We start from the raw sequence: 13,026 nt of genomic DNA on the forward strand, positions 1-13,026 counted from the left end.
TCTAAACGCATTTCAGTTCCTCCAAATTTGAGATGCGTTTATTTTACCGTAAAAAAATGTTGGAAAACCGACATTTTCTAATCGGTATTTTCCAACATTTTACAACCGTTGCTGACATGTTCTAAACATCTCAGCCTTTGAGAAGTTTAGAACACTCTTTTCCTGAACAATTTAGAAAGAATTAGGCATCTAATTAGGCACTCTCATTTTCTGTTTACATTTCTCTAAGTGATTTTAGTTTAAATATAATAGAAGGTTGTAAAATTAGCAAGAATCCGACATAAACAAGTAAACCAGTCAATATTTGTAAGACGAGATTAACTGTGGAGATATTCATTGTTACATTCAAAATGTATACGGGGATAAACATCATAATTCCAGCGAAAATATACTTAAGTGAATTGGTAAATAACAAACTGATCCTCAGTGATTTTCTAACCATGATTAGTTGATATAATGTTACTACCAACTCAGATAGTAATGTTGCAAGCATGGCGCCGTAAACACCCCAATGCAGAATTAGCGGAATATCGATGATTATGTTAGTGATTGCACCGAGTACTACAGAAGTTGTGTAAGTACGCATTTGTTTTGTGGGTAGTAAGTATTGTTGCCCGATTACGTTACTTTGCCCAATTAGAACGATAACTGGCGCTTCAATTATTAGGAGAATATTTACAGAAGTAAAAGCTTTTCCAAAAAACCATGGTGCCAATGCAGTTGCGATGCTAGCAATTCCAAACGACATTGGTATGGAGATTGAAAGAACAAAGTCAAACGAAGTATATAAATATTGTTTCACTTTATTGATCTGTTTCTTGGCGTAAAGGTTTGCCACATGAGGAAGCATGACCGTACCTGTGGAGGTGACGATAGCAAGCACGAGTTTTACCAGCTTGTCTGAGTAATCATAGTATCCGGAGGCAGTGACAGAGTCCAATTTCCAAAGCATTGTTTTATTTACGGCAAGATAAATAGTTGTGGCAACTTGTGGAACAAATAAAGTTAAAGAAGGTTTTAAATGTCGAAACATTCGCAATTCGCTAATCTTTGGAGGATAGACAAGTTTAGGCAAATATGGCCACAGAGTAATATTACCCAACAATTGCGACAGCGATAGGATTAGAATATAAATCCCCACATCATGACTGTTTTTGACAAATACAAATATTGAAGCCAAGGATAATAATTTAACAATCATATTTCTGATAACGGTTTTCTTAAAATCTTCAAGCCCCATAAAAAACCAGGAGATATCAAAAGCGCCTGCAATAATCAAAAAGGATTGGTAGAAGAAATATATTTTGAGCTGATTCTGTAAATATAGGAAAACGCAAAATGCTAAGTATGCAATTGATATTGTCGTAATTTGCAGAAATTCAATTTCCCAAAAAGTTTGAGATCTTTTTCTGTCATCTTCCCTGATAAAGGCAATTTCACGATTGCCGTAGATTGTTATTCCGACTGTTCCAGCAAGTAAAAAGTATGTAATTACTGAATTAGTTGTTGCGTTGATTCCGACTCCTGAGGGACCAAGTACCCGAGAGATATAGGGAACTGTTAGCAATGGGGTAAGTAAAATCAAAATATTGTAACCGACGTTATAAAGATAGTTTTTTACAATTTTCATGTAATTCCTCACAGTTGTTGTATTAATAAATGAAATGCGACTGAATAATTATAGCATATTTATTGACTGATTAAGGGCGTTTCTAAAAATCGTTCAATATAACTTAACAGCTATCATGGTAATGCTCAATTCATAGCAAGTGGTTTCTGAAACTATTCTGTTTTATGAAAATATTCCGAAATATAATTTTGTTAAAGTATAAAGTAATTATCCGAATATGAAAGGTATAATATAGGTAAAGTACCGGTATGAGTATTTTTTTAGTAAGATATATGTATAATTAGTGTTCAAACTACTAAATAAGAAACGTTGGAATAATTTGAGATCTAAGTACATACATTCAAAATGTCGTTAAGAAAGGTGTTGCTAATATGAATCATCTACTAATCACAGGCGGTGTTGGATTCATCGGTGCGAATTTTGCTAGATATGTTTATGAGTCGCATCCAAAAGTACAAATAGTCGTACTGGACAAGCTAACTTACGCCGGCAATCGTGCTAACCTGACCGACATACTGGGTGGCCGCGTTAAACTAGTCGTTGGTGACATCTGTGATGCGCCGTTAGTAGATAGATTAGTCTCCAAAGCTGATGCAATCGTGCACTTTGCTGCAGAAAGCCATAATGATAAGGCATTAGTTAATCCGTGGCCCTTTATTCAGACCAACATTGTAGGCACATACACGCTAATACAGGCGGCAACTAAGCAGCATAAGCGATTCCATCATGTGTCCACCGATGAAGTCTACGGGGACTTGCCGTTATCTGAATACGGCAGTGGCGATGAAGGTAAATTTACCCCAACCAGCCCATATCAGCCTTCAAGTCCATACTCGGCATCTAAAGCTAGCAGTGACATGTTAGTGAGAGCTTGGACCCGTTCATTTGGCCTGCAGGCGACGATTTCAAATTGTTCCAATAACTATGGCCCGTACCAGCATATCGAAAAGTTTATTCCACGCCAGATTACCAATATTTTGAGTGGACGTCGTCCTAAGTTATATGGAAGTGGTAATAATGTTCGTGACTGGATTCATACCAATGATCATTCGGCTGCAATCTGGGATATTTTAACTAAGGGACGAATTGGTGAAACGTATCTGATTGGCGCTAATGGGGAAATGAGCAATAAGGCGGTACTTGAAATGATTTTACAGTTGATGGGGCAGCCGCAAGACGCTTATGATGTCGTCAGAGACCGACCAGGACATGATCTACGGTATGCAATTGATGCATCCAAACTACGAACTGAACTTGGTTGGCGGCCACAGTACACCAACTTTGAAGCTGGCCTCCAGGATACGATTGAGTGGTATACGTCCCATCGTAGCTGGTGGGAGACTAGCAAAGCGCAAGTTGAGCAGACTTACGCACGACATAATCAATAATGAACAAAGCCATAGTCAAAAGACTGGTCAACCCCGCAACCCCCGGGACTAACCAGTCTTTTGACTATTCTTCTTTTCCACTGATGCCCCTTCAATTCCCAACGAGAACCCGGCCATCTGCCTCATAATCACGTCCTGACTAAGTCCGATATACCGCTTTGTAATGGCTTCACTGGAGTGATTAAAGATCATCATCAGCGTCCCAATATCGTGTGTCTGCTGGTAATAGTGGTATCCAAACGTTTTACGTAGTGTATGTGTCCCAATGTCAGTTCGGTTCATCTTGCGAGCGATGGTTTGAAACAACTTGTAGACAGCATTCACACTCAGAGGGTGATGTTGGCGATTGGTAAACAGGTATTCAGAATCAGGTAAATCTTCTATATAGTGATTGATTTGTGGACGCAGACGTGTGAGTAAAATCAGACGTCTTTTTTTCGTCTTTTTTTCTGTAATTTGGACGACATCTTGGTAGCGAACTTGTGCCACTTTCAGGTTAAGAATATCGCTCATTCGTAGCCCGGTGTTTAAGCCAATCAAGATCAAGAGGGCGTTCCGTTCGCCATGCGTGCCGTTGCGGGCATAGTTGACGAAGGCCGTAATTTCCTGTTGGGAACGCAGTGGCTCGACATTGTAGTAAATCATTATCACACTCTTTCGTGGAACGTACTAATTCTGCTTATTACATAGTAATTATAAACCATATTAATTAATAAATATAATCAATCATCTAGTACATCACCGGATTGCACGGGAAAACGGCACTATTTTGAAAAAAATAATGCCGTTTAAACACAATCTGTAAATAAATATAACATCTCGTTTATATTTGTCAATTTAATCTGTTGTTTTATTGTATAAAAACATCGATAAAAGTCGTGATTGACACAAGTTTATCGTAAATTTATCAAATTCAGGTTAAACCCTTGTCGTAAAAGGAATCATTCTTTTCAAAATAGTGACGTTACATAAAATGTTAGCAAAGTCTATTAAGTTTTAGAGAGTGAATGATGGATCAAGTAGTAAGTTTTGACTTCTTTATCCGGTTAGTCCGCAAATATTGGCAGGCAATCATTGGTTTTACGGTGGCTGGATTGATCGTCGCAGCGGGGTTGACGTTCTTTGTTATTACACCGAAGTATCAATCGAGTGTTCAGATTCTGGTCAATCGTAAGAATACGAACGCTGCAACCGAGTATGCGGGTCAGCAAGCCGATGTTCAGATGATCACCACCTACAAGGAATTGATTGCGGGTCAGGTCGTGTTGAAGCCAGCTAAGCAACAGTTGAGTAAGCGGTTTGGCATCGAACGGTCGCTAAATACGCTGAAGAGTGAAGTTAGTGTCACCAGTACGACCAACTCACAGGTCTTCTCAATTGCAGTGACTGATGCCGATGCTAAGGCGAGTGCCACGATTGCTAATCAGATTGCACGGAGTTTCAAGAATCAGGTCAAAAAGATTATTAAAGTTAACAACGTCACGATTGTTGCACCTGCAGAAACACCTAAAAGTGCGGTTTCGCCCAAGAAGCCACTCAATCTGCTGATCGGGTTAGTTGCTGGTTTGTTACTCGGTATCGTCTACGCAGCAGTACGGATGTTGACCGACCGGCGCGTGCATGACGTTGACTTTTTGACGGACGATTTAGGACTGACCAGTTTGGGCCTAGTCAATCATCAGCATCAACATTCAATGAAGAAGCAGGTCTTGAATCTCAATGGTGGTTATCACCCGCACAATGACCGGACGAATTCACACGCGATGAAACGTGTATAGGAGGGTGCTCAATGTTTAAACGTAAAGAACAGAATACGACGACCACGGCACCCATTAATCTGACGGCGATTAATGAACCGATGTCAGTCATTACCGAACAGATCAAGACGATTCGAACGAATATCAACTTCGCCGCGTCTGACCGAAAGTTAAGGACCTTGATGGTGACCTCAGCTATGTTGGGCGAAGGTAAATCAACTGTCAGCGGCAATCTCGCCGTTGAATATGCCAAGGAAGGCATGCAAGTCCTACTGGTGGATGCCGATTTACGGCGACCAACCATTCACAAGACATTTGGCTTAAAGAACCAAAAAGGTCTGAGTTCGTGGCTAGGTAATCAACTGGATGATGTTAACGATGCGATTCATCCCGTAATTGGCAATCTATTCGTGATGACGAGTGGTCCTAAGCCACCGAACCCTGCAGAACTATTGGGGAGTAACAAGATGACCGAGTTCTTGACTTCGGCGACCCGTAAGTTGGACTTAGTAATTGTGGACGCACCACCAATCCTACCAGTGACCGATTCACAGTTATTGGCCAACAAGGTTGATGGGACTGTCTTGGTCGTTCGTCAAGGCGTAGCGCAAAAGGCAGCCGTGCGGGATGCGGTACGTTCTTTGAAGAAGTCACATGCTAATATCCTGGGAAGCGTCTTGAATGACGTTCGGGATAGTTCACATCACGGCTATTACGGCTATGACAATGGTTACGGGTACTACAGTAATGAAGATAAATAATTTAGTTGACTTACATTGCCATATTTTGCCAGGAATCGATGATGGTTCGCCATCCTTGGACGCATCACTTGAACTGGCGGAACAAGCGGTGGCGGACGGCATTCGTTATATTCTCGCGACGCCGCATCACATGGATCGACATTATTTAAATCATGCTGTCAATGTGAAGCAGGCTGTCGCGGACTTTCAAAATGAATTGAATTTGCGTGATATCCAATTGACCGTCTTTCCAGGTCAGGAGGTTCACCTCAATGGGCAACTGATGGATCATCTGGACGACTTGTTGGGTATAGATACCGGTAGAAACTATTTATTACTTGAACTACCTCATGAGATGGTCCCAAGTTATTTGGATGAATTGATTTTCCAATTAAGTTGCGAGGGTATCACACCGGTCATCGCCCATCCGGAACGTAATGCACAGATTATTGCGGAACCCCAACGTTTATATGAGTTAGTTGAACAAGGGGTTTTGGCTCAAGTCACAGCCACGAGCTTAGTTGGGACCTTCGGGGAGCAGGTCCAACGAACGGCCAAGGAATTTGTGAAGTGCGGTTTAGTTCAAGTGGTTGCTTCGGATGCACACACGTTGAAAAACCGTGGCTTTGCAATGACGAAGGCCTTTCAAGTCTTAAATGAACTGAATTCCAAATATCCTGAACGGTTTGCAGCCAACGCTCGGGATTTGTTAAATGGCGATCAGATTGAACTGGGCGAAATCAAGATGCCACGTAAACAGCGGAAGCACTGGTTGTTTTAGTAGAAGGAGCGAGTTGAATGAAGGCATTAGTAACTGGAGGAGCAGGATTTATTGGGTCCCATTTGGTCGATCACTTGGTCGCCGAAGGGTTGGACGTTGTCGTCGTCGATAACTTGTCCATGGGGGACTTACATAATATTAAGCATCAGGATGAAGTCACCGTGTATGTTGAAGATGTGCGCAATGAAAAGTTCATGCAGCAGTTGTTACAGGAAGAACAACCCGATTACATTTACTTTTTAGCCGCAGTTGCCAGCGTGGCGGATTCGATTGAACGTCCGGCAGAGACGCATTCTGTCAATCAAACGGCGGTCTTCAATATGTTGGAGTATATTCGCAAGACTGCGCTGCCAATCAAGCAGTTCCTGTTTACTTCCTCAGCGGCAGTTTATGGAAATCTGCCAGAGTTACCTAAAAAAGAAGATTCACGAGTTGACCCATTGTCCCCTTATGCGATTGATAAGTATGCGACGGAACGTTTTGTTCTAGCATACGGCGAACTATACGACTTACCAACAGTCTGTGTCCGCTTTTTCAACGTTTACGGGCCCGGTCAGAATCCGAGCTCGCCATATTCAGGTGTACTGTCGATTTTGACGGACTGCTTGAAGAATAACAAAGCGTTTACGTTATATGGTGATGGCAGTCAGACACGGGACTTTGTCTATGTCGAAGATGTGATCCAGGCGTTATGGCTAATTACCAAGAGCGACACGAGTCATGAAGTGTTTAACATCGCAAATGGTAACGAAGCAAGTCTGACAAGCATTATTGAGACGTATGAAACGGTGACTGGTCAGAAATTACAGGTCAAGATGGCACAGGGGCGTGACGGGGAAGTTAAACGTTCGGTAGCTAACATTGGTAAGTTAGTTAAGTTGGGATACACCACGAAATGGTCATTAGAAGCAGGGTTAAGCAAATACTGGGAAGGGGCACAACAACGTGAAGCAAGTCGAAATTAATGAAACGGTCAAAGTCAGTCATATTCAACCACAGACGAATTATCAATTTTTAACGATGATTGGTCGACCAGTCACTGGTTGGAAATTGGTTGTGAAGCGCGTCTTCGATTTAATCGTTGGCTTAGTTGGCACCGTGTTAAGCTCCCCAATCGTCCTAATATTTGCGATTTGGGTCAAGCTAACGTCTAAGGGGCCTGCATTTTACAAGCAAGAGCGGGTCGGCTTAATGGGCAAGAGCTTTAACGTGATTAAGCTCCGGTCGATGTATCAGGATGCCGAAGCCCGGACTGGCGCTGTTTGGGCTCAGAAAAATGATCCCCGGATTACACCAGTGGGGCGCTTTATGCGTAAGACGCGGGTCGACGAGTTGCCACAATTCTGGAACGTTTTAAAAGGTGATATGAGTCTGGTCGGACCTCGGCCAGAACGTCCCGTCTTGACGGAAGAATTTAGCCAACAATTTGCGGACTTTCCGAAACGCTTACGGATTATTCCCGGGATTACTGGATATGCCCAGATTAACGGCGGCTATGATATTACACCAGATGCCAAGTGTAAGTTGGATAACTATTATATCGAGCATTTTTCAGTCTGGTTCGACATTAAGATGTTGCTGGGAACTGTTAAGATTGTGTTCGCTGGGGACGGTGCACGATGATTGCCAGTATGACCGATTATCAATATGCGGGTCTGATGTCAGTTTATGTGAATGAAAAGCCGCAATTATTGAAACGAGCTTTAAAGTCGGTTCTAAATCAAGATTATCCACCCGCTGAATTTGTTTTGGTGAAGGATGGAAAGCTGACAGAAGAACTTGAGTCGGTGATTCATGAAGAACGTCAATTGTTTGAACGTGCCAACATTCGATTTGTTGAGTTGAAAAACCCAACAAATTTAGGACTTGGACGGTCGCTTAACAAGGGACTCAAAGCATGTACGAATGAATTAGTGGCTCGTTTTGATTCGGACGATTTAAATATGCCACAACGAATGACTAAAACGATTGAATGGTTCCGTGCACATCCGGATACGGCGATTGTTGGGACTCAGATTTATGAATTTGATCAAGATGAACGACATCCTTTTGACGTCAAACAAGTTCCAGTGGACTATCAACACATTATCAAACAGAGCGTTGTCCGCAATCCCTTCAATCATATGTCGGTTACGTTCAAAAAATCAGTTATTGATGAAGTCGGTGGCTATGTGGACGTCCCGCTTTTTGAAGATTATTATTTATGGCTACGTGTGATTCATGCGAAATATCCAGTTTCCAATTTAGCTGATACGTTAGTAAAAGCGCATGTCAATCGAGAGTTTGCACACAAACGCGGGGGCCTACATTACTTAAAGAAAGAAATCCATTTTCAAAACCTACTAGTACGAGATGGCTTTCTTAAACGTTCTCAATACTTACGTAATATTTTGATTCGCGGAACCGTAAGAATATTACCTGCCAATCTCTTAATGGTTCTCTATAAATTCCTGCGAAACTTGTGAAAATGGTGTTGGGAGGACAATGATTATGCAAGCAGATTTTCCAATTGATTTTGTGGTCACTTGGGTCAATAACCATGATGAGGACTGGCAACGAAAAAAGGCTAAGTATGAACGGAAGCAGCCAGAAAGTCGTCAAAACGATGAAATTGCCCAGAATCGCTATCGTGATTTTGGACTTTTTAAGTACTGGTTCCGCTCTATTGAACAAAATGCGAGTTGGGTCCACAAAATATATATTGTTACGGATCATCGAGTACCGGATTTCCTAAATCTAGATAATCCTAAAATTAAGATTATTGATCACAGTGAAATTATTGATAAACAGTTTTTACCAACTTTTGATTCCAATACCATTGATTGGAATCTATTTAAGATTCCAGGACTCAGCGAACATTTTGTCTATTTTAATGACGATTTTTTTATCAATCAGCCGGTTCAACCAGAAGATTTCTTCTCAAAAGATGGTAAAGCACGTGATACGGTTGGCCAATCCATTATTATGCCGATTGAAGGATACGATCATACGCTGGTGAATAACACGATGAAGATAAATCAATTAGTCAACAAGCGTGAGGTACTTAAGCGTGGATGGAAGCAATTTTTCTCATTCAAACAAGGGTTACCAGTTCTTTTATTGAATGTGTTCTTGAGCGCTTTTCCACGATTTACGGAATTATATGATGCCCATACTGCCTATTCGTTTATTAAATCAGATATGGCCGCAGCCTATCATCAATTAGAGCCGGAGTTGCTGGAAAATTTTTCTGAGAAGTTTCGGACTTCTGATGATTATTCCATTCAGTTTGTGCGTTATTACCAGATTATTCTGGGCCATGTCGACGTTCGGAGTATGTATTTTGGACAGACTGCCAATACGAATAATCCAGAGAAAACTGGACAGCTGTTATTTGGACATAAAAAGGCAAAAATCACCAATGTTAATGACACGATCGATGCCACTGACCGCGACTTACAAAAAATTATTGGTCTTTTTAATCGCCGTTTTCCAAATGCATCCGGTTTTGAACGAGTTCGCGAGTAAGGGTGACTGCACCTCATTGTAAAGGAAGAAAGTATGAAATTATCAAAAAAACAACTGAGTGCGATACCATTGGCGATATTTCTGATTTACATGACTATTTATAATAGCTCATTTAAATTAGTCTTTGTTTCAAGCTTTTGGCAGTATCTGGTTTATGGAATGTACATTGGGTTATATACGTTGTTTGTTCTGCAACAAGTTGGCCGAACGCAAAAAGTGAAGCAGTGGTTATATTTATTTGTATTGAGCCTATTAATGTTCTTCTATTTGGAAAGAGGAAATCTGAATGTGGCCATTATTTTCCTGCTGGGATTATATACGATTAATATAATGGACGTCCGATTAGTATTGAAAGTTTACTTAGTTTCGTTTTTTATTGCTTTCGTGGTTGTAATCGGTTTGGCCTTGCTGAAAGTTCTACCAATGCATGAGGCAAAACTTGGTCTGTTGGGAATTGGATTCAGAAATCCCAATACAACCGGGTTTTATTGTGCTTGCATGGTTGTGATGCATTGGATACTTAACTGGCATAAATTATCATTCATTAATTGGGTTGAAATTCCTGCAGCGACGATTTTATTACTTGTGTTGGAAGATTTTACAGCACTCTTGTTGATTGTGCTTGTTGTCGCCATGAAAATCAGTTCGCCGATTATTGAACACCTTCTGAAAGTTAAATGGTTCAGTTATGGATTAGTTCTGCTACCAGTGATCTTTTTTGGAATATGTCTTTGGATCGGACATAATTTCAATAATTATGCATTTTTGTCACAATTAAACGATATCTTTACGAGCAGACCTTCAATCTGGAACTATTATTTAGCGAATTATGACATGAATTTATTCGGTAATCAGTTGGCAGATGTCGTTCTCACTGGTGTAAATTGGACAGTTGGTCGGGGTGCGTTTGATGGTGACTTCATCTTTTTCCCAATCATTAACGGGCTAGTTGCCTTCGTTAGTGTGATGGTGTTATTGATGGTGGCTTTCAAAAAGAGCATTTGGCATAAGCAGTATGCGTTAGTTGCATTTTTCTTGATTTACTTGATTTCTGGTATTTCGGAGAATCAATTGCTTATTCCATATCAATGTCCAGTTGCTGTACTAATGGTGTTAATTTGTTATCCAGAATTTAGTTTTGAGAGGGAAGCCGATGACGTCAAAGAAGAAGATTACGATCGTGACTGGTCCGATGGCAGGCCACGGCGGAGAAGAAAGCGTAATTACGAATTTTATTAATCACTTTGCCGATACGTATGATTTTGAGCTGTATGTGTCGCAAATGTTGGGTGATTCTGTTTGGCTCAAGCGGCTCGATGAGCGTACTCAAATCACAATCGGTACCGCTGGGGCAGGTAGAATAACCAAGGCTAGTAAGCTGCTCCGTTATATGTGGCGGTGTGATGCTGATGCCGTTATTGTATTTACACCTAGATTACTATTTTTGACTAACCTAGCAAGAAAATTGTACTTTCGCCATTTTAAGTTGATCTCGTGGGTGCAATTTTCGATAAATGACTATTTTTCAACCCGTGACCGAGGCTATTTAGCGTTAGCCGATGAGCACCTAGCGATTAGTGGTGGGATTCGACAACAACTGATGGATATCGGAATTAATCAATCTCGAATCCATCTAATCTATAATCCAATTCCTAAAAGTAATCAAACAATTTTATCGGAAAATCAGGTGACGAATTTTATTTATGTGGCCCGAATTCAGTTTAAACAGCAGAAAAATATGCAGGCTTTATTTGATGCTTGTGTACAGCTGAAGGGGGCCTGGAAATTACACATCTATGGGACGGATACGACTGCTAACCAGGATGAATATCAGCAATGTGTAGCTTACATCAAGAATCTAAAAATTGAGTCACATATCGTTTGGCATGGCTGGGTTTCAAATGTTTGGGAGAAAATTGAACATGCGAATGCGCTGGTCTTAACTTCAACTTTTGAAGGCTTTGGGATGGTCCTGGCAGAAGCAATAAGTCGAGGAATTCCGACTATCTCGTTTGATTGTCCAGTTGGACCGGCTGACATCATCAATAAAGATAATGGCTTTTTAATCGACGATGGTGATGCGACACGCTTTGCTGCGACTATGCAGAAGTTTGTGGATAGAAAGACTCATTTTCCAGCAGCTCAAGTGAAGCAAAGTATTACAAATCTATACGAGGATGTTTACTATCAGCGAACTGCTGAGTTGTTAAAGAAATTGTTATAGGAGGTGGATTGTTTGGACAAAATTGATTTTGTCATTAGTTGGGTCGATTCAGCGGATCCTGAATGGCAACAGAAGAAACAGGCTTATTCTGGAAAGAAAGTCGTGAACAGTAGCAATGGGGACGAGCGATTTCGTGATTATGGCACGCTTCGTTATTTATTACGATCAATTGAAAGATATGCCAACTGGGTGAACCATATCTACTTGGTTACTGACCATCAGCGCCCAAGTTGGTTGAGTACGACTAATTCACGATTGACTGTAATTGACCATCAAGAGATTATACCAAGCACAGCGTTACCAACATTCAACTCTAATGCCATTGATTTCTGCTTAGATCAGATTCCCGGTTTGTCGGAACAGTTTGTCTACTTTAATGATGACTGTTTGATCAATAAAGACGTCTCGCCAACTGATTTTTTCAAAGATGGATTACCATGTGATTTTCGTATTTATAGTCGGCTGATTCCAAATAGTGATTTTGACTTTCTGTTATTCAACAACATCCTCTGCATTAATCAGTGGTTGAAGGGGCGACGGCAGAGTTTTAGCGGTATGCTTTCACGAAACTATAGGCTTAGAGGAAACATTAAAAACTTGATCCAAATCGTTCGTAATGGTGCCCGCGTTTCGAATTATGTGTTGTATCACAACGCCTATTCATTTACGAAATCAGAGTATCGCGCAGCAAGAGAGATGTGGCAACAAAGGATAACTCAAACGGTGAATCACCGCTTTCGGACACGTGATGACGTCACGATTTACTTGCTACGCTATTTCCGCTTGGAAAAAGGGGCGTTTGCACCACGGAGTCCTAAATTTGATGCGTATTACACACTTAATCAGACTCATGCACTGATTAATGAATTAGCGCATTCCAAGCATCACTTAGTTTGTGTTAATGATGCTGATACAACTGATTATGCTCAAAAGAAGACCGAATTAGTCCGTGCGTTAGACGAAAAGTTTGCGCAACACTCAGATTTTGAAAGGTAATTT

The 13,026-nt window shown here is 41.0% G+C and carries 13 protein-coding genes; 11 read left to right on the forward strand and 2 right to left on the reverse strand.

The genetic code is table 11. The annotated features are described in order from the left end of the window. Positions 1-214: 214 nt before the first annotated feature. Positions 215-1,630 (reverse strand): polysaccharide biosynthesis C-terminal domain-containing protein, encoded by a 1,416-nt coding sequence (locus MZO40_RS13760; RefSeq protein ID WP_105962136.1) that lies wholly within the window; start codon positions 1,628-1,630, stop codon positions 215-217. A gap of 371 nt (positions 1,631-2,001) precedes the next feature. Between MZO40_RS13760 and rfbB the strand changes: the two genes are divergently transcribed. Further along, positions 2,002-3,018, forward strand: coding sequence for a dTDP-glucose 4,6-dehydratase (gene rfbB, locus MZO40_RS13765; RefSeq protein WP_252133346.1), 1,017 nt, complete (start codon positions 2,002-2,004; stop codon positions 3,016-3,018). A 48-nt stretch (positions 3,019-3,066) separates the two neighbouring features. Here the strand turns inward: rfbB and MZO40_RS13770 are convergent, their stop codons facing one another. After that, entirely contained in the window at positions 3,067-3,669 is a 603-nt protein-coding gene (locus tag MZO40_RS13770; RefSeq protein WP_105962137.1) for a tyrosine-type recombinase/integrase, read from the reverse strand. 356 nt (positions 3,670-4,025) lie between these two features. On the opposite strand from MZO40_RS13770, the gene MZO40_RS13775 reads away from it, so the two are divergent. From MZO40_RS13775 to MZO40_RS13820, 10 genes are read left to right on the forward strand one after another with little or no spacing between them, the layout of a single operon-like run. Further along, positions 4,026-4,796, forward strand: coding sequence for a YveK family protein (locus MZO40_RS13775; RefSeq protein ID WP_105962138.1), 771 nt, complete (start codon positions 4,026-4,028; stop codon positions 4,794-4,796). An 11-nt stretch (positions 4,797-4,807) separates the two neighbouring features. Then, entirely contained in the window at positions 4,808-5,536 is a 729-nt protein-coding gene (locus MZO40_RS13780; protein ID WP_088769805.1) for a CpsD/CapB family tyrosine-protein kinase, read from the forward strand. Next, positions 5,523-6,296, forward strand: coding sequence for a tyrosine-protein phosphatase (locus MZO40_RS13785; protein ID WP_105962139.1), 774 nt, complete (start codon positions 5,523-5,525; stop codon positions 6,294-6,296). The genes MZO40_RS13780 and MZO40_RS13785 overlap by 14 nt, the downstream gene beginning before the upstream one ends. Positions 6,297-6,313: 17 nt before the next feature. Further along, positions 6,314-7,261 (forward strand): NAD-dependent epimerase/dehydratase family protein, encoded by a 948-nt coding sequence (locus MZO40_RS13790; protein ID WP_252133347.1) that lies wholly within the window; start codon positions 6,314-6,316, stop codon positions 7,259-7,261. Then, positions 7,242-7,919, forward strand: a complete 678-nt coding sequence (locus MZO40_RS13795) for a sugar transferase (protein ID WP_252133348.1) — start codon at positions 7,242-7,244, stop codon at positions 7,917-7,919. Before MZO40_RS13790 ends, MZO40_RS13795 begins: the two co-directional genes overlap by 20 nt. A gap of 8 nt (positions 7,920-7,927) precedes the next feature. Next, positions 7,928-8,761: a glycosyltransferase gene (locus tag MZO40_RS13800; protein ID WP_181186606.1), complete on the forward strand. Its 834-nt coding sequence runs from the start codon at positions 7,928-7,930 to the stop codon at positions 8,759-8,761. A 25-nt stretch (positions 8,762-8,786) separates the two neighbouring features. After that, positions 8,787-9,803, forward strand: a complete 1,017-nt coding sequence (locus MZO40_RS13805) for a Stealth CR1 domain-containing protein (RefSeq protein WP_252133349.1) — start codon at positions 8,787-8,789, stop codon at positions 9,801-9,803. A gap of 33 nt (positions 9,804-9,836) precedes the next feature. Next, on the forward strand, positions 9,837-11,042 hold the full coding sequence (locus MZO40_RS13810; RefSeq protein ID WP_252133350.1) for a hypothetical protein: 1,206 nt from the start codon (positions 9,837-9,839) through the stop codon (positions 11,040-11,042). Beyond that, positions 10,957-12,027, forward strand: coding sequence for a glycosyltransferase (locus MZO40_RS13815; protein ID WP_252133351.1), 1,071 nt, complete (start codon positions 10,957-10,959; stop codon positions 12,025-12,027). The genes MZO40_RS13810 and MZO40_RS13815 overlap by 86 nt, the downstream gene beginning before the upstream one ends. 12 nt (positions 12,028-12,039) lie before the next feature. Beyond that, entirely contained in the window at positions 12,040-13,023 is a 984-nt protein-coding gene (locus MZO40_RS13820) for a stealth family protein (protein WP_181186608.1), read from the forward strand. The last annotated feature ends 3 nt before the right edge of the window (positions 13,024-13,026 follow it).

It is taken from the genome of Lactiplantibacillus sp. B652, assembly GCF_023806745.1.
Taxonomy (GTDB): domain Bacteria; phylum Bacillota; class Bacilli; order Lactobacillales; family Lactobacillaceae; genus Lactiplantibacillus; species Lactiplantibacillus pentosus.